The 26,058-nt window shown below is 47.1% G+C and carries 22 protein-coding genes and 1 tRNA gene; 12 read left to right on the forward strand and 11 right to left on the reverse strand.

The annotated features are described in order from the left end of the window. Window positions 1-14 precede the first annotated feature (14 nt). The 4 genes from AC1RR2_RS16050 to AC1RR2_RS16065 form a co-directional block, all read right to left on the reverse strand. Window positions 15-899 carry a hypothetical protein gene (locus AC1RR2_RS16050; protein ID WP_493223276.1) on the reverse strand — a complete coding sequence of 295 codons (885 nt, stop codon included), beginning with the start codon at window positions 897-899 and terminating at the stop codon, window positions 15-17. Next, complete coding sequence (locus AC1RR2_RS16055) at window positions 886-3,294, reverse strand: bifunctional diguanylate cyclase/phosphodiesterase (protein ID WP_493223277.1); 2,409 nt, start codon at window positions 3,292-3,294, stop codon at window positions 886-888. The genes AC1RR2_RS16050 and AC1RR2_RS16055 overlap by 14 nt, the downstream gene beginning before the upstream one ends. Before the next feature lie 270 nt (window positions 3,295-3,564). Further along, window positions 3,565-4,356, reverse strand: a complete 792-nt coding sequence (locus tag AC1RR2_RS16060) for a class I SAM-dependent methyltransferase (RefSeq protein WP_493223278.1) — start codon at window positions 4,354-4,356, stop codon at window positions 3,565-3,567. 154 nt (window positions 4,357-4,510) lie between these two features. Then, window positions 4,511-4,586: transfer RNA gene (locus tag AC1RR2_RS16065), tRNA-Phe, on the reverse strand. Between the two features lie 171 nt (window positions 4,587-4,757). Here AC1RR2_RS16065 and AC1RR2_RS16070 point away from each other — a divergent pair. From AC1RR2_RS16070 to AC1RR2_RS16090, 5 genes are all read left to right on the forward strand, one after another. Continuing rightward, on the forward strand, window positions 4,758-5,975 hold the full coding sequence (locus AC1RR2_RS16070; protein ID WP_493223279.1) for an FAD-dependent monooxygenase: 1,218 nt from the start codon (window positions 4,758-4,760) through the stop codon (window positions 5,973-5,975). Between the two features lie 49 nt (window positions 5,976-6,024). Further along, a complete protein-coding gene (locus AC1RR2_RS16075; RefSeq protein ID WP_493223280.1) occupies window positions 6,025-6,816 on the forward strand; it encodes a DsbC family protein in 792 nt (263 codons plus the stop codon). A gap of 34 nt (window positions 6,817-6,850) precedes the next feature. After that, window positions 6,851-7,462 (forward strand): nucleotidyltransferase family protein, encoded by a 612-nt coding sequence (locus tag AC1RR2_RS16080; RefSeq protein WP_493223281.1) that lies wholly within the window; start codon window positions 6,851-6,853, stop codon window positions 7,460-7,462. An 87-nt stretch (window positions 7,463-7,549) separates the two neighbouring features. Then, window positions 7,550-8,002, forward strand: a complete 453-nt coding sequence (locus tag AC1RR2_RS16085; RefSeq protein ID WP_493223282.1) for a DUF3429 domain-containing protein — start codon at window positions 7,550-7,552, stop codon at window positions 8,000-8,002. Between the two features lie 19 nt (window positions 8,003-8,021). After that, entirely contained in the window at window positions 8,022-9,845 is a 1,824-nt protein-coding gene (locus AC1RR2_RS16090; protein ID WP_493223283.1) for a M61 family metallopeptidase, read from the forward strand. A gap of 96 nt (window positions 9,846-9,941) precedes the next feature. Here AC1RR2_RS16090 and AC1RR2_RS16095 read toward each other — a convergent pair whose 3' ends face one another. The 4 genes from AC1RR2_RS16095 to AC1RR2_RS16110 form a co-directional block, all read right to left on the reverse strand. Further along, the gene (locus AC1RR2_RS16095) at window positions 9,942-10,601 is read right to left on the reverse strand and encodes a peroxiredoxin (protein ID WP_493223284.1); all 660 of its coding nucleotides are present in this window, start codon (window positions 10,599-10,601) and stop codon (window positions 9,942-9,944) included. Window positions 10,602-10,822: 221 nt separating this feature from the next. Beyond that, complete coding sequence (locus tag AC1RR2_RS16100; RefSeq protein WP_493223285.1) at window positions 10,823-12,010, reverse strand: FAD-dependent monooxygenase; 1,188 nt, start codon at window positions 12,008-12,010, stop codon at window positions 10,823-10,825. A 5-nt stretch (window positions 12,011-12,015) separates the two neighbouring features. After that, window positions 12,016-12,807, reverse strand: a complete 792-nt coding sequence (murU, locus tag AC1RR2_RS16105) for an N-acetylmuramate alpha-1-phosphate uridylyltransferase MurU (protein ID WP_493223286.1) — start codon at window positions 12,805-12,807, stop codon at window positions 12,016-12,018. Window positions 12,808-12,825: 18 nt separating this feature from the next. Next, window positions 12,826-13,869, reverse strand: coding sequence for an aminoglycoside phosphotransferase family protein (locus tag AC1RR2_RS16110; protein WP_493223287.1), 1,044 nt, complete (start codon window positions 13,867-13,869; stop codon window positions 12,826-12,828). A gap of 343 nt (window positions 13,870-14,212) precedes the next feature. Between AC1RR2_RS16110 and AC1RR2_RS16115 the strand changes: the two genes are divergently transcribed. The 7 genes from AC1RR2_RS16115 to AC1RR2_RS16145 all read left to right on the forward strand — a co-directional run bounded on the left by AC1RR2_RS16115 (window position 14,213) and on the right by AC1RR2_RS16145 (window position 23,950). Continuing rightward, complete coding sequence (locus AC1RR2_RS16115) at window positions 14,213-16,549, forward strand: LPS-assembly protein LptD (RefSeq protein WP_493223288.1); 2,337 nt, start codon at window positions 14,213-14,215, stop codon at window positions 16,547-16,549. Window positions 16,550-16,637: 88 nt separating this feature from the next. After that, a complete protein-coding gene (locus AC1RR2_RS16120) occupies window positions 16,638-18,125 on the forward strand; it encodes a peptidylprolyl isomerase (protein ID WP_493223289.1) in 1,488 nt (495 codons plus the stop codon). Between the two features lie 60 nt (window positions 18,126-18,185). Next, on the forward strand, window positions 18,186-19,262 hold the full coding sequence (gene pdxA, locus AC1RR2_RS16125; RefSeq protein WP_493223290.1) for a 4-hydroxythreonine-4-phosphate dehydrogenase PdxA: 1,077 nt from the start codon (window positions 18,186-18,188) through the stop codon (window positions 19,260-19,262). Between the two features lie 71 nt (window positions 19,263-19,333). Next, window positions 19,334-20,107 carry a 16S rRNA (adenine(1518)-N(6)/adenine(1519)-N(6))-dimethyltransferase RsmA gene (gene rsmA, locus AC1RR2_RS16130; RefSeq protein ID WP_493223291.1) on the forward strand — a complete coding sequence of 258 codons (774 nt, stop codon included), beginning with the start codon at window positions 19,334-19,336 and terminating at the stop codon, window positions 20,105-20,107. 18 nt (window positions 20,108-20,125) lie between these two features. Beyond that, window positions 20,126-21,772, forward strand: coding sequence for a glucose-6-phosphate isomerase (gene pgi, locus AC1RR2_RS16135; protein WP_493223292.1), 1,647 nt, complete (start codon window positions 20,126-20,128; stop codon window positions 21,770-21,772). A gap of 301 nt (window positions 21,773-22,073) precedes the next feature. After that, complete coding sequence (locus tag AC1RR2_RS16140) at window positions 22,074-22,466, forward strand: DMT family transporter (RefSeq protein ID WP_493223293.1); 393 nt, start codon at window positions 22,074-22,076, stop codon at window positions 22,464-22,466. A gap of 38 nt (window positions 22,467-22,504) precedes the next feature. Next, window positions 22,505-23,950 carry a UbiA family prenyltransferase gene (locus AC1RR2_RS16145; RefSeq protein WP_493223294.1) on the forward strand — a complete coding sequence of 482 codons (1,446 nt, stop codon included), beginning with the start codon at window positions 22,505-22,507 and terminating at the stop codon, window positions 23,948-23,950. A gap of 54 nt (window positions 23,951-24,004) precedes the next feature. Here the strand turns inward: AC1RR2_RS16145 and gloA are convergent, their stop codons facing one another. The 3 genes from gloA to AC1RR2_RS16160 form a co-directional block, all read right to left on the reverse strand. Then, entirely contained in the window at window positions 24,005-24,403 is a 399-nt protein-coding gene (gene gloA / locus AC1RR2_RS16150) for a lactoylglutathione lyase (RefSeq protein WP_493223295.1), read from the reverse strand. Between the two features lie 66 nt (window positions 24,404-24,469). After that, complete coding sequence (locus AC1RR2_RS16155; RefSeq protein WP_493223296.1) at window positions 24,470-25,186, reverse strand: transglutaminase-like domain-containing protein; 717 nt, start codon at window positions 25,184-25,186, stop codon at window positions 24,470-24,472. A 98-nt stretch (window positions 25,187-25,284) separates the two neighbouring features. Continuing rightward, entirely contained in the window at window positions 25,285-26,052 is a 768-nt protein-coding gene (locus tag AC1RR2_RS16160; RefSeq protein WP_493223297.1) for an AraC family transcriptional regulator, read from the reverse strand. Window positions 26,053-26,058: the final 6 nt, after the last annotated feature.

A 26,058-nucleotide genomic window follows, 5' to 3' on the forward strand; every position in this document is an offset into this window, starting at 1 on the left:
TTAATGTTAAATCTCTAAAATTGATAGCTGGCGCTGAGAGTGAGACCATGACGCTGATAATTCACGCCACCAGTAATAGTGGTCCAGTGTTTTTGAAGATTGACATTCACTGACCAATTGCTGTTGATGCTGCGGGTGAATCCCGTCGATAAAGTTTGGGTGTTGCCGTCTAAGCGATAAACATCGCGGTTCTCACCAAAACTTTTGTCGGGGCGAATCGCAAGAGCCATTGCGTAGAGGTAAAGCGAGTCAGCTCTGGTCGTGACTAAGACATCCCCTTGGCGCATCGCATAGGCGAGATTCCAGATGTTGGATTCACTTTGGGCGAAATCGAGATTGAGTTTGTAGACTCGATTGCTCGTTTCAAACGTTGTGCCAGGGATGTCGTATTCGACGCTCTCCTGATGATCGGCATGATTTCTTTCGATTGCTGCCGTAGCCCAGAGATTAAAGCTTTCAGAAAGACGTTTGCTGACTTTGAGTTCAATTTGCTGTGATGTGGCATTGCGCTCTTTATCGCGAAACGCCTGACGTTCTAAGCCGAGTCCCAAACTCACACTAGGTGCGTAAGGGCCAATGCCGAATTTGTTTTTTCCGCTAATTTGCACGCTGGCACCCGAATGACTCAAGCCTGTGAGTTGATTGAAATTTTCATTCGATAGCTTGGCAGCATATGACAAACTGAAATTACTATCGTCGATAAAGTGCTGTTTGCCTAAGTTGAGGCTCGTCATCAGGCTAGTATCGCTGACCATATACTGACGTCTCGCATTGCCAAGATTACTGTCGTAACGAAGGCGTGTATCAAATTGCGCGAAATTGTCAGCTTGTGCCATCGCTGGACTTGCGATGAGGAGCAAATTCGTGACGGATAAGAACAGGTGTTTATGAAGAGACATGGTCGGCGCCTGCGGGTTGGTGACGATGAGCTGCGGGACTAAATTTCCAATTTGAATTCTGTAACCATTGCATTAATTTTTCGGGTGCTAATGGTCTGCTGACAAAATAGCCCTGAATGGAATCGCAACCCATAGCCATCAAAGCATCCCAGGTCGCTTGGTTTTCTACCCCTTCGGCGATTACCCGTAAGCCCATATTGTGACCTAAGTCTATGGTTGAGCGCACGATGATGGCGTCGTCGTGATTATTCTCCATATCGGTGATGAAGGACTTATCAATTTTGAGCTCATTTACCGGCAATTTTTTGAGGTAGGCAAGTGAAGAATAGCCCGTGCCAAAATCATCAATCGACATGTGTAGACCACTTTGCTGTAATTGATTCAGCACTTGCATTGCGCCTTCGGGATCAGTCATGATGGCACTCTCAGTGATCTCAAGGCTAAGCCAATCCGGTGCTGCATGATGCGTTTGCATCAGCTGTGCAAATTTTGCAGGTAGTTTTGCATTCAACAAATCACGTGCAGAAATATTGACCGATATCGATAAAGGAAAGCCGGCTGCTTGCCACGCAGCGCGTTGTTCTAGCGCGCGTTCTATAACCCACTCGGTGATGGTGGCGATAAATCCTGTGCTTTCAGCAAAAGGAATAAACTGATCTGGGGGGATGACGCCGCGTTTCGGGTGTATCCAACGTATTAGTGCTTCGACATCGCTAATGGTATTGCTACGGATATCAACTTTTGGCTGGTAGTAAAGTTGCAGTTCATGATGTTCGATCGCGTGTTTAAGTTCTGCCATCAACGATAAATTTTGCTGGGTTTTGCTTTCCAGGCTAGGGTCATATGGGGCAAATCCGCTGTTGCTGCGTTTCGCGGTATACATGGCGAGTTCAGCGTGACGCAACAGTGCATTAAAATCCGCGCCATCCGTTGGAAACTGGACAAATCCAATGCTGCCACTCGCAATCAGTTGATGTCCCTCCAAAGAAATCGCATGGTCCAGTGCCGCTAAAATACGTTGTGATAATTCGATTGTTTCATCTTGCCCTGTCGTTGGAACTAAGATGCCAAATTCATCGCCGCCAAGACGCGCAACAAGCGTCTGGTGTTGATCTAGCGTTGCTTGTAAGCGGCGCGAGATCTCTTGTAATAGCAGGTCGCCGATATGATGACCCAGGATATCATTTACTTCTTTAAATCGATCTATGTCAATCAGCAGTATGGAAAAACTATTTACTGGCCCGGACGCTTTGTTGATCGCCTCGTTGACGGCAATATTGAAGGAAGTGCGGTTGGCAAGACCGGTCAATCGATCGCGATAAGCGAGTTCGCTGATTTTTTCCTCACGGCTGGCAATACCTTTGGACATGTTTTGAAATGCAGTCGCAAGTTGTCCGACTTCATCGTCCCGCGCTACGACCATCGCTTGGGAATAATGCCCTGCCTCGATGTCTCGTGCAACTAAACTCAAATCCACCAAAGGCTTGGAAATATTTCGCGCAATTTTGTATCCTGCGATCAAAGTCGCCATCAAAGCGAACAGTCCAAGCGCTGTCAAAATCCAGCGCAAAGTAAATAGAGGGGCGAGCGCGACATCCAAGGATTGCTGCAAGACCGTAATCGCTTCCGTACCATCATCGATTTTTAAGTGGTCAATACGCGCTAAATATGCTTCCTTAGCGAGCGTTAAAACCTTAGTGCTGGCGCCAGAGGTTTCGGAAATTTTTTTCGGATCAGTGGACAAATCTGCGGCGCGATTTGCACTCAGTGTGGTTGCCAGTACATTGAGACCTTCTTGTCCTGAGATCGGCGTCAAGAATGAGACCTCAAGTCCAGTTAGATCTTTCAGATTTTTCGCAAATTTATCATCGATGACAAATCCCAAAGCGAGCCAGGCAACTGGTAAGGGAGCCATGACAGGAACGACGATTAATTGATAAAGCTTGCCATTCAACATCACGATAGACGTGGTTTGTCCATGTTGTTCAGCACGTTTGATTAATTCTGGAAAGGGAAATTTTTGATCGGAAGAATTGCTGCGAAAGGTATCCGCAATCAGGCGATTGTCAGGGGCGACCAACATAGAAATGTCGGCATTAATTCGTCCACCATGATTGAGTAAGACTGAAACTATCGTATTGTGATCACCGGTTGCCGTGGCTTTGATAAATGCAAAGTCGGAAGTCAGGATGCCAGCCGACTGCGAAAGGCGTTTGATATTGTCTTTTTGTATGGAGTTAAAAAGCCGTTCACCCGCCAGCAAATTATGTTCAACTGCCTCGTTTGCGCTCTGAGAAACCACACTATTTACCACCGCCAGCTCGACGATCAAGACCATCGACAGCAAGACAGAGAAGGCAAAGATGATCCGTGTATGCAGTTTGCGAAAACGCATCATGTTAATCCCGATAGCGGCAAAAAAAGATAGTTTCGAAAAAGTCACAAGACTTAATGCAAAGAAACATCATAGCGCACTATTTGTGGCTAACAAAGGGAAGGTGTGGCAGGTGAGATGAAAAAACTAGGAATAGACGGAGGACAAAAATATGGAGAATGTTCGGGTGTAGAAAATAGGCGTACATTTTTTGACTGAAGCTCCAAAGTTGCTGTGCAACTTTTGAGCTTCAATTTGGCATGAGGATTGCCTGTTGGCGAGTCAGTTCGGTCACACGAAGCTGATATTTACTTTTCGTGCTCCCTGGATAACTTTTGCTGCCGGCAGTAGCTGATCGGGTACTTCGACAAAATTGATTGCATTGTTAACGAAGATGGCGTCGAGCAGTTCGCCGAGTTTTGATCCATTTCTCACCATGATGAGATCGGAGAAATCCGTGGAAGTAAGGGCTACAGGTCGAAAAGCTGCGCGTTTTAAAAAATTACTCACTGCCTCAAGTACACCAAAATTGAGTTGCATCCCAGCTGGACTATGACAGCAATCATTGAGCATTAGGCAGCCGTTTTCGCCGACAAATTCTTGGTAGTACATTAGATCCCTCAGCACATGTTCGTATTGATGGGTTGCATCGATATAGCAAAGGTCAAATTTGTCGACTCCAGTTTGCGGCTTAATATGTTCGAGCGCAGCAATGCTTGAATGTCTCAGTATCTTGACGTTGGACAATCCTTTGACGTTCTGAACACATTCGTCATATAGCTTGTCATAGGTAGCCTGTTCGAAAACTGAGCCGCCATAGTAAGTATTCTTAACCTCGGGCGGACTGATCCAAGGTGGACTATCTTCAAAAACATTCCATCCCTTAGTGATCTCAGCACTCCAGCTATCAATAAGGACCAATAAACTTGGCGCAATATTCTGGGAAATTAAATTATGCATATTCACGGCATTCAAGCCGCGCAATACACCTATTTCCATTAATTTGGGATGAGTATTTAACGCCTTGTATGCCAAACCTAGAATAATGTAGAGGTCATTTCTGGTTAAATTAACAACTTTCATATATTCCCCTGTAGTGGGTTTGGCAAAATTTGTAAGGCGCAGCGGTATCTAGGTCGGTATTTCGATGAAATTTTCAAATAAGCCTGACACACAATTTTTGGCTCGACAAACAAAAAACGCCAACCGTTTAAGGTTGGCGTTTTTTGGTATTTCTTGGTGGCCCGGGGCGGAATCGAACCACCGACACAAGGATTTTCAATCCTCTGCTCTACCGACTGAGCTACCAGGCCAAGACCAAGAATTATAGACACTTATCTTCGAAAAAGCAAATAATTTCTGTTTTGACTTGTTCGCTTGACTCACATCAGCTCGTATCCAGGCTTTCTGAATGGGGGAATTAGCACACGTATATAATGTGGCGCTAATGTGTTTTTGCTGAATTTTGCTGAATCGAGGTTTGTATGAGCCATCAGGTAGTTTGTTCGGATATTTGTGTCGTGGGTGACGGTGCGGTCGGTAAGGCAGCGGCTTTGGGTCTGGCTCAGGCTGGTTTGTCGGTGGTGCTTTTGAGTGCAGGCACAAACTTGAGCGCGGAGACCGGCGCTGGCCTACGGTCTTTGCCGGATGCTTTGGATGTGCGGGTGTTTGCTTTAAATCATGTGGCACATCATTTATTGCATGGCTTGAAAGTATGGGATGCACTGGATGCGAGTCGGATTGCGGCTGTGTCTGCCATGCAGGTGCAGGATGCCGCGCCGGAGGCCAAAGCATCGATCAACTTCGATGCTTATGCTTCTTATATTAGTGAACTCGCTTGGATAGTCGAAGATTGTAATTTGAATCATGCGCTTGATTCGGCTTTGCGTTTTGCGCCGAATATTCAGCGCATTCATGGCAAGGCGGAAAAATTAAGTAGTGATGCCGACTACGCCCGTATATGGTTGGCGGATGGTCGTGAATTGCAAACTAGTTTAGTGGTCGGTGCTGACGGGGCGCAGTCTTGGGTACGAGCTCAGGCCGATATCGGACTCGATTATCGCTCTTATGGCCAGCAAGGTGTGGTGGCCAATTTTGCTTGTGAAAAGCCACATCATGGTGTTGCACATCAGTGGTTTGTTGGCGCGCAGGGAATAATTGCCTTATTGCCTTTGCCTGGAAATCAAGTGTCTCTGGTCTGGTCCGCGCCTGATGCCTTGGCGGCTGACTTGATGCGCGAACCTATATCGAATTTGCTTGAACGTTTGCATGTATTTTGTGCTGACACGCACGGGATATTAACGCCGCTGCAACCAGAATTGATCAAAGCATTTCCTTTGCGTTTTATTCGCCCGCATAGTTTGGTCGCACAGCGTCTTGCTTTGATTGGTGATGCGGCACATGTGGTGCATCCTTTGGCAGGGCATGGAATGAATTTGGGTTTTGCTGATGTACAGAGCTTATTGGATGTGGTGACTAAACGCGAGGCGTATCGTGACTGCGGTGATGGGCGCGTTTTGAGTCGTTATCGACGTGCGCGCAGTGAAGAAGTAGCCTTGATGCAAGTGGCAACTGATGGCTTGGAACGGCTCTTTGGTAGCGAAATTCCTGCCGTTCGTCTGGTGCGTGATATGGGATTGAACTTACTTAATCGCTTGCCACTCTTAAAAAGAAAATTGATTACCCATGCGATGGGAAAATGAATCAATCAAAAAACTTGTGTTGACTATAGAAAGTGATCGGATCGAGATAATGAAAAACAGTTCAATTGGTTTGGCAAGCATGATCATGGTGGGAGCCAGTCTTTTCGCTGGATTAACGAGCGCACAAACACCGGCGCCACAGGCGAAAGCAGCTATCCAAGCACCAACGCAAACCGAGGCCTATATCAAAAAAATGATAGCGGAGAATATTGGGTCCGGCGCGAAGGTAGATTCAGTGACTAAGACACCTTATGGCGGCCTGTACGAAGTCCGTATGGGTAATGAAATCGTGTACACAGATGAGAAAGCGAAATACGTATTCGTTGGCAGCATTATCGATATCAAAGGTTCTGTGAATTTTACCAAGCAGCGCACTGACGAATTAAATCGAGTAAATTTTGCCGAGCTGCCTTTGGATGCGGCGGTCAAATATGTGAAGGGCAACGGTAAGCGTGTGATTGCGATTTTCGAAGACCCTAATTGTGGCTACTGCAAAAAATTCCGACATACCTTGCAAAGCGTCGATAACATCACGATTTATACCTTTATGTACAATATTTTGGCGGATGATTCCATGACCAAATCACGCGATATCTGGTGCGCACCGGATCGCAGCAAAGCTTGGGATGACTGGATGTTAAATAATAAGGCGGCCCCTGTCGCACCGGCAAATTGCGTGACGCCGCATGAGAAAGTACTGGCGCTGGGTAAAAAAATGCGGGTGAGTGGCACGCCGACGGTGATATTTACTGACGGTTCGCGTTTGCCCGGCATGGTTGATGTCAAAGCGATAGAAGAAAAATTTGCCAGTTTGAAGTCGACCCCCGTAGCAATGAAATAAATGATTTGCTTGATTTTTGAAATTGGCTCCGCGATTGAAAAATAGAGACGCTTTCCTCTGCTATGGAATTTTGCTCGCAGCAGGGCAGGGTAAGCGTTTTGATCCTAGTGGCAGACAGCATAAGCTGTTGCAGATGTTGGCGTCGGGGCAAAGCGTCATTGCAAGTAGCGCAAGCAAACTAAAGAAGGCTTTCCCTGATAGCTTGGCGGTTGTGTCTGAAACTGCGGTACAGGTACAGCAAAGTTTGACTGAGCTGGCACTGTCATTTTGTATTTGTGAAAATGCGCAGGACGGCATGGCTAATTCTCTGGTCACCGCTTTGCGACATTTACCCGCAGATACCGATGCCGTCGTGATTGCTTTGGCGGATATGCCATTTGTTCAGATTGATACTTTGTTGCAAATTCGCGCGAGATTGTCCTCGGGAGCAGACATAGTCGTGCCGACATATCAGGGACAGCGTGGAAATCCAGTTGGTTTTGCGATCAAGTATTTGCCACAGCTGCTGAGTTTGCAAGGAGATCGCGGCGCGCGTCAGCTATTGCAATCCTATCCTGTCACTGAAATTGCCGTGTCCGATCCCGGCATCTTGCGTGACATTGATGTTCCCGCTGATTTGATAGGTTCAAAAGTCGTCGAAACCTAGCGACTCTCGTCCCAAGCTCTCACTATTTCGCCTAAAATAGCGTCTTTCTTTATTCGCTGCGGCTTTGGCGATCTCTTTTAGTCTCCTATGTATACTCTTGATAAACAATTTGCTACGCGACTTGGCTTAGTTGGTTTGAGCCCATTTGTATTGTTGACTTTGCTGTGTTGGATCGTGCATCCCGATTGGATGGAATTTTTTATCGACGCGCAACTCGTGTACGGCATCGCGATTTTAGGCTTTTTGGGCGGCCTGCATTGGGGGCTGGCATTGATTGGTAAGGAACGTGACGCACAAGAAGCGAAACGGGATTTATTGTGGGGTGTATTGCCCGCGATTATTGCCTGGTTTGGTATGTCCAATATGTTGTTGGGTTTTGTGATTCAAATGTTAGCGTTTATTTTTTCCTATCAATACGATAAACGTATGTATCTACGTTTCAACATGCCAGCGTGGTTTGTTGAGTTGCGCTTCCGTTTGACTTGTGTAGTGGTGACGACACAAGTGTTTACCTTCCTTGCTGCAAACATTCGTTTGTAATTCATTGGCAGACTAAGGGATGACGATCATGACAAAACATAATGCAGCTGTACACTACAGTATTACTTCGCACGATTTGGCAGCTCACTTGTTCCAGGTGACGCTGACGATAGCTCAACCCGATGCGCAAGGCCAGATCGTTTCACTGCCGGTGTGGATACCCGGTAGTTATATGGTGCGCGAGTTTGCTCGTAATATTATCCGCATCTCGGCGCAGGCCAATGGTAAAAAAATCGCCTTAAAAAAATTAGATAAGACGACTTGGCAAGCAGCGCCTTGCGAGGCTGCCTTGAGCATTACTTATGAAGTGTATGCTTGGGATTTGTCGGTACGCGCAGCGCATCTCGATCAAAGCCATGGCTTCTTTAATGGAACTAGCGTATTCCTGCAGGTGCATGGTCAGGAACAAATTCCCCACATCGTCGATATTCAAAGACCCGAAGCCAGTGTGGCAAAGACCTGGCGAATTGCAACTTCTTTACCGGAATTAAAAGCCAAGCGTTATGGTTTTGGTAGTTACATTGCCCGGGATTATGACGATCTGCTTGATCATCCCGTAGAAATGGGCGACTTTGCCTTGATTAGTTTCAAAGCGCATGGTGTACCTCATGATTTTGTGGTGACGGGTAAAGTTCCCAATCTTGATTTGAACCGTATCGCCAACGATGTGCAGAAGATTTGCGAAGCGGAGATTGCCTTCTTTGAGCCACGCACTAAACAGGCACCGATGTCGCGCTACGTGTTTATGACGATGGCAGTGGGCGACGGTTATGGTGGTTTAGAACATCGTGCTTCGACTGCTTTGATATGTAATCGCGCCGACTTGCCGACTAAGAATGATGCCAGCATGAGCGAAGGCTATCGTAACTTTTTGGCCTTATGCAGCCATGAATATTTTCATACCTGGAATGTGAAACGGATTAAGCCAGCGGTATTTGCTAACTACGATTTGAGTCAAGAAAATTACACTAGTTTGTTATGGTTATTTGAAGGATTTACTAGCTATTACGATGACTTGATTTTGCGTCGTTGCGGTTTGATTGAAGAAGATGCGTATCTGAAGCTGATCGCCAAAACCATCAATACTGTGCAGCGCGGCAGTGGCCGCAAAAAACAAAGCCTGGCGGATTCTAGTTTTGATGCCTGGAATAAGTATTACCGTCAGGATGAAAATTCACCGAATGCGATAGTCAGTTATTACGCGAAAGGCTCCTTGGTCGCCTTAGGACTTGACCTCAGCATACGTGCAGAAACGCAGGGTAAGAAATCACTGGACGATGTGATGCGAGCCTTGTGGAAGAAGTTTGGTAAAGACTTTTATGTGAAAGCGCCGTCTGGTCAGCAACAAGGTTTGGGTGAAGATGAATTTGCAGGCTTAGTTGAGCAAGTGACAGGCGTTAATATCAAGCGGTTTATTGATAAATACGTTAAGGGAACTGAGGACGTGCCGCTGGCAAAACTGTATGCTGATTTTGCGGTGGAATGCGTGGATACCAGTGCTACCAAGAAAGCATCTTTGAATGTACGTGTAACGAAGAGCGGCGCAGATTGCAAACTGGCGCATGTGTACGAACATGGCGCTGCGCATAAGGCTGGCTTGTCGGCAGGTGATCTGTTAGTGGCGATCAATGGCTTGCGTGTGACCGCAGCCGATGCGGTAAATGGATTGAGTAATTTGCTGGCAGCTTATCGCGTCGGAGATACTGTGCAGTTACATGCTTTTCGACGCGATGAATTACTGAGCGTGAATCTAAAATTGCAAGCCGATGATACGCCGAATTTTAATTTAACCGTGCTTGCAAATAGCAAGAAAAAATCTTTGTTAGCGCGACCTTCACACTGACGAATGACAGCACAAAATGTAGTGCGGCAAGTAAAAGGATAAAAAAACGGCTCGAATTTTCGAGCCGTTTTTTCATGTTGAAAGCACTCTATAGTGTTAAGTTGGTTGCTTCACAATACGCAAGTAAGGCTTAGGTGCCGACCAGCCATCTGGATAGATTTTCTTCGCATCTTCATCAGAAACAGAGCCTGCAATAATCACGTCATCACCATTTTTCCAATTGACAGGCGTCGCTACTTTGAATTTTGCGGTCAATTGCATGGAATCTAGCACGCGCAAAATTTCGTCAAAATTGCGGCCTGTGGTCATAGGATAAGTCAGCATCAATTTAATTTTTTTATCCGGGCCAATAATAAATACAGAACGCACGGTGGCATTGGTGGCGGCAGTGCGGCCTTCGGAACTTCCCGCTTCATCTGCCGGCAACATATTGTATAACTTGGCGACTGCTAAGTCGGTGTCGCCTATCATTGGGTATTTCACTTCTGCGCCCTGAGTTTCAAGGATGTCGGCAGCCCATTTACTGTGATTGTCGACCGGATCAATCGACAGGCCAATCAGCTTGGTATTGCGCTGAGTGAATTCGGGTTCAATTTTTGCCATATAGCCCAACTCTGTGGTGCAGACAGGCGTGAAATCTTTTGGATGAGAAAATAAAACCGCCCATTGATCGCCTATCCATTGATGGAAGTCTATCGTGCCGTGTGTGGTTTGAGCAGTGAAATTCGGTGCGGTATCATTGATGCGAAGTGACATAAAAAAGCTCCTTTAAGTTTCTCTTGCGGGGGTATCTCTGCACTCAACTACAGTTAGATAGAAATAGCTAGTGTAGAAAATGCAGGGGAAGATCAATAAATACTTCACTTTGTATACTACCAAAGCAGTGCCAAAATGCTAGCAAAACTTATTGCAAAATTTCCTATGTGCCTTACTCTTCGGTGTCGCATTTGTCGCCTATGCTTATAGTGGCTTGATGCTTACCGCCATCCAAACATCATTTGTTCTGCCAATATTTTTTTCAGTGGGCTGAGGATGTCGAGTGCTCCCAAGCCAGCTCCCAGCAAACTTTGAGTGATACTGCCGTCGGCGCTGCTGGCAAATACGCGCGCCATCGTGTCGGTAATACGTATGCTCGTTTTTCTATCGCTTACACGTAGTTCTGCATAGCGATCTAAGGCATCTTGAATTTGCGTGGCTTCATCTTTGTGAGCAAACTGGACGGCTGCTATTGTTTGCGCCAATCCTTGTGCATCGCGCAGTCCGAGATTGAGTCCTTGCCCCGCTACCGGATGCAGTGTTTGCGCTGCATTGCCTATTTTTACACTACGTTTGTGGTGACTCGATTGCACACTTGATGGCGCCTCGACTTGGATATTGAGTCCAAGTGGAAAACTAAAACGCGGGCCAGCTTGGGTGAATTTGCCTAAGCGGTTTCCAAAAGCACTTTGTAAAGCACTCAAAAACTTGACTTCATCGAGCGATGTTAATGCTGTGGCGGTTTCTGGTCGAACGCACCAGACCAAGGCGTAACCATCTTCTTGCGGTAAAAGTGCAAGCGGGCCTTGTTCTGTAAAGCGTTCAAAAGCACGATGCGCAATCGCCTGATCGCAGCGCAGGTGACTGACGATAGCAGTTTGCTGATAATCGTGATGTTGCGCGCCTTGGACTTGGTTGCCAAAAGTGCCGCCCTCGGCTTGTATCAAAAGTTGACAGCGGTGCTGCGCGCCATTCTCAAGCGCGAGCGTGACACCATCAGTTTGTTCCTCGCAAGCGTTCACTTGTACAGGACGAAGAAACTGAATTCCCGTTTGTGATAGTGCGGTTTCTAACGGCGCTAAGATGTCGCCATAGCGTGCTACATAACCGAGGGCAGGCAAGTGATACTCGCTCGCTCGAATGACGCAACGTCCAAAGTGGGCGCGTCTTGAAACGTGAATTTCTTTGATAGCCGTTGATTTTTCAACTGCTGCATGCAGCCCATTTAGTAATTGTTGACTGCCATGCGACAGCGCAATTGAGCGTGCATCGCGGCTGGCTTGTTCCTGCGTTTTAGCCTCTAACAAAACGATATCGGTGGCCGCGATGCCGCGTTGTAACAGCATCAGTGCCAGTGCTTGTCCGACTGGTCCGGCACCGCAAATTGCAATGGGTGTGAAACTCGTCATGGCGCTTAATTTGTTGGATCGTTGGATGGGTGGTCGGGTAGAGGCGCACTTATTGATGTACTTAAAGATGTACTTAGTGGCCGCAATGGCGCATTAAGAGCAGCCAATTGTTCTGGCGTGCCGAGGTTATGCCATTCGCCCCGATAAAGCTCGCCACCGAGTTGGCCGCGGTCAGCATAATCGCGCAAAATCGGCGCTAGTTTGGCGTGCTCACCTGGCTTAATATGCGTAAACATCTCTGGTCGGTACACGCCGATATTGCCAAAAGTGAGACGCGTAGCGCCTTCGTTCGCCTCGTTGCGCAGACCCATCAGGCTCAATGAAAAATCGCCTGCAGGATGAAAGTCAGGATTTTTTACCATGTAGAGCCATGCCACATCGCGTTCGTCTAGAGGATGGGGATTGCCCCACATATCTTTGTCTTCTAACGTGTTTAAGCATTCCGCAAAATTAAAATGGGGAATGTAAATGTCGCCTGAGACGACCACAAAAGGTTCGACGCCATCGCTGAGTAAGGGCAGTGCTTTGGCAATTCCCCCTGCCGTTTCTAAGGCAGTTGCTTCTGCCGAATAGCTGATTTTTGCACCGAACTTACTACCGTCACCGAGCGCTTCAACGATCATATGGCCGAGATGGGCGTGATTGATGACGATGTCGGTGATGCCCGCTTTCACCAAATTCAAAATATGCCAAACGATTAAAGGGCGACCGCGCACTTTCAATAAAGGTTTGGGGCAGGTGTCGGTTAAGGGGCGCATGCGTTCGCCACGACCCGCGGCCAATATCATTGCTTTCATCTGAGCACCTGAGTGTAATTAAAAGGTATAGCCGAACTTGGGCGCGGTTTCTTCCAGCACATCCAATAAGCGCAATAGGGGGATCAGTTCTTTATAGCGATGCGATGTTTTGCGTACGTATTCCATCACGGTTGGAAGATCATCTAGGTAATGTTGTTTGCCGTCGCGATGGGCGAGGCGGGCAAAGATGCCGAGAATTTTCAAGTGACGTTGCAAGCCCATGAATTCGAAATCGCGATAAAAGCTGTCAATATCAGGGGCGACTGGCAAGCCGGCTTTTTTGGCCTTTTCCCAGTAACGAATTGCCCAATCGAGTACCATTTCTTCATCCCACTGCACATAGGCATCGCGCAATAAGGAAACCAGATCGTACGTCAGCGGGCCATATAGAGCACCTTGGAAATCCAGAATGCCAGGATTGCCCTTGTCCATCAACATCAGATTGCGAGAATGATAATCGCGGTGCACGAAGACTTGCGGTTGCGCCACGATGTTCGCCAATAAGGCGTCGAATACTTTATTTAAACTGGCTGTTTGCTCTTCCGTCAGTGTTACACCCAAATGCTTGCCTATATACCATTCAGGAAAGATCATTAATTCACGTTGCAAGAATTCTCTATCATATTCTTGCAAGACATCTGGCTGACTCTGGGTTTGAAGCAGGATTAAGGCATCGATGGCATCCAGATACAATTTATGGGCGGTGTCGCTATTTAAGACGTGGGAATACATCGTCGTGCCGAGATCGGTCAAAAGCAAAAAGCCTTGCTCGGTATCTTGTGCTAACACCTCGGGCACTGTCAGATTGATCTGCTTAAACAAGGTCGCGATCTGGATGAAAGGTTTGACATCCTCTTGCGGTTGCGGTGCATCCATCACGATGAAGCTGTATTTAGTGCCTTCGGCTACGCCATCAATCCGGAAATAACGACGGAAACTGGCATCGGCGGAGGCAACGCGCATGCTGTCTAAGTCTAGCTGGGGTGTGGCAATGCTACCCAACCATGTACGTAAATTGTGTAGACGTTGAGCGTCTTGATTTTGATCTTGTAGTGTTGACATAGTCGTGACTCTTTGTGGATTTTCTCAATATTTCTTTTGACGCGAGAATGTGGTTCGTGAATTTAGCTTAATTGCGAGCTAGCTAGTGATTGGTGTCTGCTCTGTGGGTAAAAACCTAATAAATAAGTCATTGTCTTAGCGATCATGATTTCTTACTGGCTGGCGTTTGCGCCTATAATAGTCAGCTTTTAATTGGCACATAGTAGTAGTAACTCGTATTAGATGGCATCGACAACAATCACTGAGCAGTACAAAATCTGCACTTGCCCGTATTTGTCTTATTAATTACCCATTTAATTTATCTTACTATCAAGCGTTTAGCGCCAGAGAAACATTTAACTTAATGTCATCAACTAATTATTCTATGCGTAGTAACAGCAAACGAAGCAAAGGCGTATTATCGCATTCATCGTCCTCCGCAGCTATGGTTCCCGCAAATCCGGTTTTTGCTAAGACGCTGATCGCTAGCTTCGTATTGATGGCATTCACCCCTGTTTATGCGCAAACGCAAGAGGTCGCAGTCAAGACGCAAGAGAGTAAGACACTGCCACAGACTACCACTACCGAAAAAAAATCTACGACTGCCAATAAATCCGCAAACATAAAAGAAGTTGATAGCAGTCTGGCGCCTACGATAATTCAAGCTGAGTTGGTGACAGGGCAGCCAGAAAAGGTGATTAATCTGGATCATCTGGTGGAAGTGCGTCGCGGTAATTTGCATTTTAGTGCAGATAAAGCGACATATTCACAAATTGAAGACCAACTTGATGCCTCAGGTAATGTGGTGTTAAAGCGCAATAGTGATTGCTATCGCGGTGATCTGCTGCGTATTGTGATCGAGACTGGCGCTGGCTTTGTGACCAATCCGACCTACTTCCTGGCAAAGAATAATGGTCAGGGACACGCAGAAAAAATCGAATTCGAAAACGAAGAAAAAGCCAAGATCATTAAAGGGACTTATAGCACTTGTGAAGGCTTGTCGCCAGATTGGTACCTGCAAGCCGATACCATGAATCTCGATACGGGTTTGGATCGCGGCGTCGCAGGGAAATCGGTACTGTATTTTAAAGGCGTTCCCATCATGGGCACGCCGTCCTGGATGAATTTCAGTTTCCCTTTGTCGGGCGCGCGCCATTCTGGATTGTTGCCCCCCACCGTTGGGCATTCCAATAAAGGTGGTGTTGAATTCGGTATGCCGTATTACTTCAACATCGCACCTAACCGCGATTTGACCGTGCACCCGAAATTCATCGCACGTCGTGGATTACAACTGGGGCTGGAAGGTCGTTATTTGGGCGACACTTATGCGGGTGAAACCGCGGTGGAAGCGATACCTGATAAGCTGACTGACACCACACGTTACGCAGTATCCTCGATTCATAGACAAAATATCTTGCCTCAGATGGTCTTTTCATGGAATTTGAATAGAGCCTCGGACAATGATTACCCCGCCGATTTTTCAAATTCGACCGCGAAGACGGCGCAACGACTATTGTTGCGCGAAGTAGGGCTTGATTATTACGGCTCTTTTTGGAATGCGAATTTACGTTCGACCAGTTATCAGGTTTTGCAAGATATTACCGCGCCGATCACGCTGCCGTATGAACGTTTGCCGCAGTTAAGCTTTCATGCCGGGCAGAGCGATGTATTTGGTTTGGATTGGTCAGTCGACGCCTTGGCCACACGTTTTTGGCATCCGACCTTGATTCGTGGTCAACGTGCTGTGCTAAACCCGCAAGTCTCTTTCCCCTATATTCAACCATCGTTTTTTGTGGTGCCTAAGATATCTTTGCACGCTACCAGCTATCAAATCGATAATCCTGGTTTGGGCAAACCAGATAGTTTGCAAAGAACCGTGCCCAGTATGTCTGTTGATAGTGGTTTGATTTTTGAACGGCGCGCCAGCTTGTTCGGCGAGCAAATGACACAAACACTGGAACCGCGTTTGTTCTATGTGAATACGCCGTTTCGTGATCAGAAAGATTTCCCGCTTTTCGATACCGCGCTTGCCGATTTCAATTTTGCACAAATTTTCAGCGAAAACCGTTTTACAGGACATGATCGCATCGGTGACTCAAATCAGGTCACCACGGCCTTGGTGTCGCGCTTTATTGAAGACAATGGGGCTGAGCGCTTTAAGTTTGCTTTAGGTCAGCGTTTCTATTTCAATACGCAAAAAGTGAGCTTGGACGGTAAGACCAACCCTAGCCGCTCGGATTTACTGTTGGCAGGAAACGGGCAGTTGTCGGATACTTTGTATGTAGAAGCGGCTTTGCAAGTGAGTCAGAGTGATCGTCAGTCGGTGCGTTCAAATTATGCCATTCGCTGGCAGCCGGCGCCCAAGAAAATACTCAATTTGCAATATCAATTTCAACGTGAAGTTTTGAAACAGTTAGAGCTGTCGGGTCAATGGCCGATGGCCCACCGTTGGTATGTGGTGGGCAAGAGTAATTACTCTTTGCAAAATAATAAATTGGTAGAAGGTTTGGCAGGCTTTGAATACCGCGCTGATTGTTGGGCTTTGCGCTTTGTGGCCCATCGCTTTGCGACCACCAATTTATCGAATAACTCCGGCTTTTCTATTCAGCTGGAGTTGAACGGATTAGCACGCTTAGGTTTTGGCAGTAATCCAGTGGAAACTTTGAAAAAGAATATTTCAGGTTATCAGTCTACGAATTAGCGTGTATATTGCAGCTTTCGCCAGAAAACGGCGATAAAAGACGAGGTAAATTAGCAAGACCTCATTTTTTTATGAATTTTGGATCACTATGCGACACAATTTGCACATGAATCAATTGAAACGCCAGTCAGCACTCGGTTTATCCGTATGTTTAACCGCCTTATTCGGAATCACTATTGGACTCACTACGTCGCCAACGGCGTGGTCGCAGGCCGTAAAAACGCCCGTGGCGGCGCAGGCACCAGCCCAAGCGCAAAGTCAGGCTAATTCGCCCATCGCACCGATCGATGATCCTTTAGCGCAGACCGCCAAGCCGGCACCGAAAAAAGTCTCCAGAGCGCAGGTGGTGAACGGCATCGCTGTCGTCGTCAATGATGAAGTGATTACCAAAATGGAAGTGGAAGACCGTCTCAATTCCATAGAGCGCTCTCTAAAAGCGCAAGGTACTCCCTTGCCAGCACGCGCTGATCTGGAAAAACAGATGTTAGAACGCATGATCATTGATCGCTTACAAGTGCAGCTGGCAAAAGAACAGGGTATGCGCGTTGATGACATCATGTTGGATCGCGCCTTGCAACGCATGGCTGAGCAAAACAAAACCTCATTGCAAGAGTTGCGCAATCAGATTGAACGTGATGGAACCTCGTTTGCTGCCTTCCGTGAAGAAATTCGCGATGACATCATGATGCAGCGTGTGCGTGAGCGTGAAGTCGATAGCAAAATTCAAGTGTCAGAGTTAGAAATCGATAATTTCCTTGCCGCAGAAGCAGTCGCGCCAAGTAAAAATCAGGAAATCAATCTGGGTCATATCATGGTGCGTATTCCAGAAAACGCGACACCGGAAGTGATCGCCCAGCGTAATGCACGCGCCCAAGAAGCGTATAAAAAATTACGCATAGGTGAGGATTTCGCGAAATTGGCAGCAACCTATTCTGACTCGACCGAGGCGCTGAAAGGTGGCGAAGTGGGTTGGCGCGAACAAGATAAGATTTCGCCTCAATTTATGGAAGCGGTCAACAAGATTAGTTTCGTTGGTGGTTTCTCTGAAATTATTCGCAGCCCGAATGGCTTTCATATTCTGAAATTATTAGGTAAGCGTGATGTAGTGCCAGTCGCAGCCGCCAATACGATACAAGAATCCAATGTGCGCCATATCTTAATGCGTCCAACACAATTGTTGACTGCGGCACAAATCAAAACAACTTTGATGGAATTAAAGCAGAAGATCGCTAACAAAGCAGCGACCTTCGAAGAGTTGGCGAAAACCAATTCGATTGATTCTTCCGCTGTCAAAGGCGGTGATTTGGGATGGATACGCCCTGGCGACACTTATCCAGAGTTCGAAGCGGTCATGAATAAATTGGCGCTCAATGAAGTTAGTGATCCGGTAGAAACGCAATTGGGTTTCCACCTGATTCAAGTGACTGAGCGTAAAGTGACTGAAGACTCTAAAGAACGCAAACGTGCCGAAGCGCGCCAGTCTGTGCGTGCTCGCAAATCTGAAGAAGCTTTGCAAGATTGGTTGCGTCAATTGCGTGACCGCGCTTATGTTGAGTTCCGTAATGAGCAGAAATAAACTTAGCGCTAAGCTAAGGCTCAGTTTCTATACTAAACATAGTAACAACGATCAAAGATAATGGGCTCACCTTTACCTGTCATTGCCATTACCGTTGGCGAGCCTGCCGGCATAGGGCCAGAAATATCCTTGCTGGCGGCTTGGGATTTGCGAGCGCAGGTAAGACCTGTTTTGATCGGTGATGCCGCATATTTGGCGATGGTCGCGCATGATCTGAATAAAAATATTCGACTTATGGGCGTTTCGCAGCAAGCCTTGCGCAACAACGGATTGCCGGGTTGTGGCAAAGATCAAATTACGGTTATTGATTGCCCTTTGTCGGCACACGTGGTGGCGGGTCAACTTGATCCGCGTAATGGTCGCGCGATTTTAGCGACTTTAGATGTGGCGGTTGAGGCTGTGCAGCAAGGCTGGTGCGATGCTATGGTGACCGCGCCACTGCAAAAGAGCACGATTAATGATGCTGGCGTTGCCTTCACCGGACACACAGAATATTTGGCGGAGCGCACAGGCACGCCTCAGGTCGTGATGATGTTGGCATGCGAGGCCGCTGACCATTTGCCGCAAGCCTTACGCGTTGCTTTAGCCACCACGCATTTACCTTTGCGTGAAGTGCCAGACGCTATTCAATTCGATCATTTGCTGCGCACCTTGCAAATCATTCATAGCGACTTGCAAGAAAAATTCGGTATCAGTAAACCCAAAATTTTCGTCACAGGCTTAAATCCCCACGCTGGCGAAAATGGTTATCTGGGACGTGAAGAAATTGAAGTGATCAATCCTGTGATTCAACATGCGCGTAGTTTGGGCATAGATGCACGCGGTGCTTTTCCCGCTGACACTTTGTTTCAGCAAAAGTACTTAAAAGATGCTGATTGTGTTTTGGCGATGTACCATGATCAAGGCTTATCGGTATTGAAGCATGCCAGTTTTGGTTTGGGTGTGAATATCACTTTGGGACTGCCCTTAATCCGTACCTCAGTCGATCACGGTACCGCGCTTGACTTAGCCAAACTAGGCACAGGATTGGCGGACGCCAATAGCATGTGCGTTGCGATTCGTATTGCGGCGGAAATGGTGGCACGGCAAGCTGCCAGTCGAGGTGCAACACCTAGCCCGAATGGACTGGCTAAATAATTTTTCTATTTGCGCTTGGTTTGAACCGTATTCAAGTTCTAGTCGCTTTCTTCAATAAGAATTCAAAAAACATGAAACACATCGCACGTAAACGCTTCGGGCAAAATTTCCTCACCGACCAGCAAGTATTGAATGACATCATCAGCGTCATTAATCCGCAGCGGGGCGAGAGCATGGTTGAGATCGGACCGGGCTTGGCGGCGATGACACGTTTGTTGCTCGACGGTTTGGATCAGTTGCATGTTGTGGAGCTGGATCGCGATCTGGTTGCTCGCCTTAAAAAAAGTTTCGATCCAAAGAAATTAATCATCCATGAGGGTGATGCTTTGCAATTTGATTTTGCATCAATTCCAGTCAATGAAGGCAAGAAGCTGCGCATCGTTGGCAATCTTCCATACAATATTTCCAGCCCCTTGTTGTTTCATCTAGCCGAGTATGCCGAGCAGGTCGAAGACCAACATTTCATGCTGCAAAAAGAAGTGGTAGAGCGCATGGTGGCAGAGCCGGGCGGTAAAGAATATGGCCGGTTATCGGTGATGCTGCAATGGCGCTATCACATGGAATTACTGTTCATCGTGCCGCCTACCGCATTTGATCCGCCACCGCGTGTCGATTCGGCGATTGTGCGCATGATACCGAAAAAAGAAAAACTGCCATGTAAGTTGCAGAACTTAGAACAAGTGGTGACTAAGTCGTTTTCACAACGTCGTAAAACCATACGTAACTGTGTCGCTGGTCTTTTCACCGAGCAGCAATTAATGGATGTCGGCATTGATCCACAACTGCGTGCCGAAACCATCCCCTTAGAACAATACGTCGCACTGGCGAATCTTTTGCCTGCTTAAATAGAAGCTCCTGACGCTATGAATCTCACCAATACTCCTGAATGGCAAGCCTTATTGGATCATAAAGCGCGCTTGCAAGATCAGCACTTACGCGATTTATTTGCCGATGATGCAAATCGTTTTAAGCATTTTTCTTTAGAGCTCGATGGCTTGCTGGTTGACTATTCTAAGCAGCGCATCGATGCCGCCGCACAAAATGATTTGATCAAGCTAGCGCAACACGCCAAAGTGGAAGACTGGCGTGATCGCATGTTCGCCGGTGAAAAAATTAATTTCAGCGAGAACCGTGCCGTTTTGCATACCGCTTTACGTCACACCGATTTTACGCCTTTCCCGAGCGCCGACAACGATGTGATGCCCGAGGTTCACGCGGTGCGTAAACAGATGCGCGATATCGTCGAACGCGTACGCAGCGGCTTATGGCGCGGCTTTAAAGGTGATGCAATACAGAATATTGTGAATATCGGCATCGGTGGCTCTGACCTCGGGCCGAAACTGGCAACACGCGCTTTGTCAGCTTTACAGCATCCCGGTTTGAATTTCTATTACGTGTCAAACCTGGATAGCGCCCATCTGGCACCGCTGTTGGAAAAACTTGATCCGCATACGACCTTGTTTATCGTGGCGTCGAAGACTTTCACGACACAAGAAACTAGCATCAATGCGCACACCGCAAGAACATGGTTGCTGGCAGCAGCGATGGAAGAGTGGGCAATTGCCAAACACTTTATTGCCGTGACATCGAACCCGAGTAAAGCCCACGAATTTGGTATTCCTGATGCGAATATTTTGCAAATCTGGGATTGGGTTGGTGGCCGTTATTCGCTGTGGTCTGCGGTTGGCTTGTCGGTTGCATTGGCGATTGGTATGCGCGGCTTTGAGCGCTTGCTGGAAGGCGCTGAGACTATGGATACGCATTTCTGTAGTGCGCCCTTGGACAAAAATTTACCTGTGTTGCTGGCCTTGATGTCGATTTGGAACACAAATTTTCTTGGCGCAGAAACCACAGCAGTACTGCCTTACAACGAATCCATGCGGCATTTACCGGGCTTCCTGCAACAGTTGGAGATGGAGTCAAATGGCAAGACCGTAGGACGTGATGGTGAGCCGTTAAGCTGTCGCGCCAACCCTATCGTTTGGGGTGAAATTGGCGTGAATGGTCAGCATGCGTTTTTTCAGTTGTTGCATCAGGGCGGCTGGTTAATCCCTTGTGACTTTGTGGTCGCTGCAAGCAGTGATTATCCTTTACCGGGGCATCAGGCGCCACTCTTGGCCAACTGTTTAGCACAAAGCTCCGCATTGGCATTTGGTAAGACTGAGCAACAAGCGCGCATAGAATTAGCAGCGGCGGGTTTGCAAGAAAGCGAGATTGCGAAACTCTTGCCGCATAAAGTGTTCGCCGGTAATCAACCTTCCACCACGATTTTGATGACCAGCTTAGATCCGTTTCAATTAGGTATGCTGCTGGCACTGTATGAACATAAAGTTTTCGTACAAGGTGTGGTCTGGGGTTTGAATTCTTTCGATCAATGGGGCGTGGAGCTGGGTAAGCAATTAGCCAATAGCTTGTTGCCAGCCTTGGAAGGCAATCAGACTTATGATGCCCAGCTTGATGATTCTACGCGTGGTTTGATCGCTTATTTCCGGCGCTATGGGAATAACTAAATCCCCGATTAGTTGGCGCCCAATTGCAGTGACTTCACCAAGCGTCGCCCAATCCATTTAATGCCGTGTAGGGTAAAAAGTTTGATGAGATCACAGCAGTTCTAGGCGTGATTGTTGCTAAGGATAGAATCACTTCAATACAGCAAAAGCGGCTAAACCCTGCCTCGAATCGGACTAGTATCTGTGCCTGCCCATACGCACCGATTTGCTCATTGAGGCCTGCACTCTTAGATAAACTATATGGTTTATCGTCTTAAGACAGTATCATGCTGATTTCTTTCATTCATCCTAGGTGATTGCAGTGCTCAGTGCCAAATTTCAAATCTATTTCCTTATTTTGTTTAGCGTCTCCTCGTCTGCGGTGGCGCAATTATTGCTCAAAATTGGTATGTCGCAGCCAAGTAGCCAAACCAGCGCGACCGACGCAAATTGGCTCACATCGATAATCGCCCTCACGCAAAATTACTGGGTAGTGGGTGGACTCGGTCTTTATTTTTTTGGTGCTTTAGTGTGGCTCAAAGTCTTGGCGAAAGTGGAGTTGAGTTTTGCTTACCCCTTTGTAGGTTTGGGATTTATTTTGACCATGCTGTTTGGCAAATTATTTCTCGGTGATGCGATTACTTTACAGCGTTTTCTGGGTACTTGCCTTGTGGTCTCTGGCGTGTTGTTGATCGCGATTGATAACAAAGCCTAGTGGCGCTTTTTCTCGCAATTTAGTTTCTCTTTTTTATAATGACACTTCCTACCTCGCATAATTCATCTACCGAAGTCCCTTTAGTGGTTGATCTCGACGGCACTTTGATTTGCAGCGATATGCTGCTCGAATCGGCGATTCGACTGATTCGCCGCAATCCTTTGTATGTATTTTTGATTTTTCTCTGGTTATGCCGAGGTAAGCGGCAATTAAAGACACAAATTGCAAGTCGTGTAGATATCCCTTGCGCCTTACTGCCTTACCATCAAGAGTTGCTGAGCTACTTGAAAGAACAGTTTCGATCTCATAGAAAGTTGGTATTGGCAACCGCCTCTGATCTGCGTTATGCACAGCAAGTCGCCGCGCATTTGGGTATTTTTTCTGAAGTTTGGGGTACTAGCACAGCGCGAAATTTAGCGGGTGAAAAAAAGGCCAAAGTCTTGCTACAAGCCTATGGCGAAAAAGGTTTTGATTATGCCGGCAACGCGACACCGGATTTGAAGATCTGGCAGCACGCGAGGCTAGCCATTGTGGTGAATGCCTCCGCGGGACTTGAACAGAAAGTCAGATCAATTGCCGAGATCAGTCGAGTATTTTCTTCACCTAAGAACTTCGTCAAGTCGGTTCTCAGAGCGATTCGTGTCTATCAATGGGTTAAGAATTTGCTGATTTTTGTCCCCCTATTTGTCGCCCACCAGTGGTATCAAACGACAGCGATCTATTTATCGGCGATGGCTTTCATAGCGTTTTCTTTGTGTGCTTCGGCCATTTACTTAATCAATGATTTGCTCGATTTGGATTCTGACCGCGCTCATAAAAGTAAGCGAAATCGTCCCATTGCCAGCGGCAATTTATCGATATTGACCGCGGTCTTTTTAGTCTTAGTATTATTGTTGCTAGGATTGCTGGTGGCGCGCTTAGTCTCGAATGAATTTTGTTTCATTCTTGGAGCCTACCTGATCTTGACTAGCGCTTATTCGTTTTATTTAAAGCGCATTGTCTTAATGGACGTCTTGTTGCTTGCATTTCTGTACACCATCAGGGTCATCGCTGGTGCGATTGCGATTCGGGTTGAGCCTTCGTTCTGGCTACTGGCCTTTTCTATGTTGATCTTTACCAGCCTGGCCTTGATAAAACGCTGCGCAGAATTAAAATCCCTGAAATCACAGGAAAAGCATGCAGCACACGGACGCGATTACTTAGTCAGTGATATTCCGCAGCTCACTAGTTTGGGGACTTCAGCGGGTTATGGGGCGGTTGTGATTTTGGCGCTGTATATCAATAGCCCTGACGTCGCGCGACATTATCTGCATCCGAAATTTCTTTGGATGCTGTGCCCTCTGTGTTTGTATTGGTTAGGCCGGATGTGGATTACCACCGGTCGTGGGTTAATGCATGATGACCCCATAGTCTATGCCGCGAAAGACAAAGTGAGTCTGTTGATAGCTGCCTTGGGTGTGGTGATGGTGCTCTTAGCTTTGTGATCTTGCTGAGTATCGCTCCACCATAGTCTGTTATGCAATGGTGGAGCCTCAGGTTTACAGTTTGACTTCGCTTAGACGTTCAATTAATTCGATTTTGTAGCCATCTGGATCTTGCACAAAGGCGATTACGGTGCTGCCACCTTTGACTGGGCCTGCTTCGCGTGTCACCTTACCGCCACGTGCTTTGACCGTTGCACAGGCTGCTGCCGCATCTGGTACGGCAATCGCAATATGACCATAGGCGGTACCCATCTCATAAGATTCAACGCCATAGTTATAGGTCAACTCCAATTCCGCATGCTCGGGATTGCTGCCAAACCCTAAGAACGCCAGTGTGTATTGATATTCCGGATTATCGGAAGTTCGCAATAATTTCATGCCTAAAATCTCGGTGTAGAAATCAATAGAGCGTTGCAGATTGCCGACGCGTAGCATGGTGTGAAGTAGGCGCATGGTGAGTTCATCGTTAAAGTAAAAACGCTATTGTAACGCTGAGTTTGAAAGCGTGTTCCTGAGCACTCATTTGATGAAAGTCCAAGTGCCACTACGTATATCTTGCACGCGTCGATTCATGCTTTGCCGGATCCAGCGTAAAAAAATGAATCGTTTGATACCAGAAAGATTGCTACCGTGTTTCGCATAGAATTCATCAGGCGAATCAAAAATACCAAAGTCATGATTGATGCCTTCTTTTTGTATGTAGGTGTCGGTGCCGCGCCATTCGACCTGCGGTTTCGATAGCGAAGTGGTGGCGATGCCGTAGCCGCAAAAAGCGCCATCCGTTTCTTTGAACCGCGCCTGCACACTACGTAAATAGGCTTGATCGAGGATAAATCCTTCCAGATTAATCCAACGATTTTGATGCCAAATCTCTACCCAACTATGAATAATGCTGCGTGGTGCAAGCACATAAGCAACGCCACTGATCGCCCCTTTTTGTAAAGCTTTATTGATCGTAAATCCGTGCAAGCGACACGGGATTGCGCACTTGCGTAGTAGTGCCATAATCAGTGTGCCTTTGGTATTGCATTGCCCTATCCCGTCGGCCAAAATGCTAGACGCTGGTAAATCGTCGGACTCATTGTAGCCAAACGCAATCTCGTTTTGCACGAAATCATAAATTTGAGCGATGCGTTGTTCCATAGGCAGAGACAGCCAGCCTTTGCCAGTGACGAGTTGAGTGATGCTTAAGTGATTGAAATCCAGTAAATTGGTGGGATTTAGAAATTGTTCCATAGCTAGCCTTGCCTATTGAGTAGAAAATTATTGCGTAGATAATCGTTACCCTAGTATGGCTATACCCTTTTACTTAGTCTTGAACGAAACTGCTGAATTTACGTTTTGAGTACCAGATGGGATAGCAAACTATGCGGTGTGACACCCAACATTGCAAGGAAAGTCCGTGAGAAATGCGCTTGGTCAGAGAACCCCGCCGCATGTGCCGCATCGATCGCGCTACTGCCATCCAAAATCGCTTCTAACGCGACGATTAGACGCAGCCATTTTCGGTAGCTACGCAAAGGCATGCCAGTTTGTTCGCGAAACCAGTGTGAGAAACGCGAATCGGACAAAGCGATAGCTTGCGCGAGTTCGCTCCGTTTTGAATTTTCTGCACTGATTTCCTGATGAATTTTTTGCAGAATAATTGGTAGTCTTGGATCGGGCTTTGCTGCTGTGCGATGGTGCTTAAAAAAATCCTGGCAATGTTGATGCAAGTTCTTGTTGGAATTTTCTAAGCTAAGCAGGCTTCTGAAAAAATCCGCAATTTTCTGTGGTAATGCCTGAACTGAATGCGAGTCTTCCAGATGTTCACACAAGGCCGTAGCCAGCGTGGTGGTGGGATCAAAAAATAAAGAGAGATGGCGTGGAGCGATCAAGCGATGTTCTACACCAGCAGGCACAAAAATAGCATCGCCTTGGAAACTCACGCCAGCGCTCAATATAGTGAATGCTTGGTCTAAGCGAACAATGCATTGATGCACCCAATGTGCGTGTGAATGATTGTCGCCAGATTGCCCGATGAAAAAAGCGAAACCCGCATCGATACCGAGTTCGCCAAACCATAATCTGGAATCGGATTGTGGATTTGATGGTCTGGGCATGAGAGC

The sequence above is a fragment of the Undibacterium sp. GW821-FHT11H02 genome, assembly GCF_058808015.1.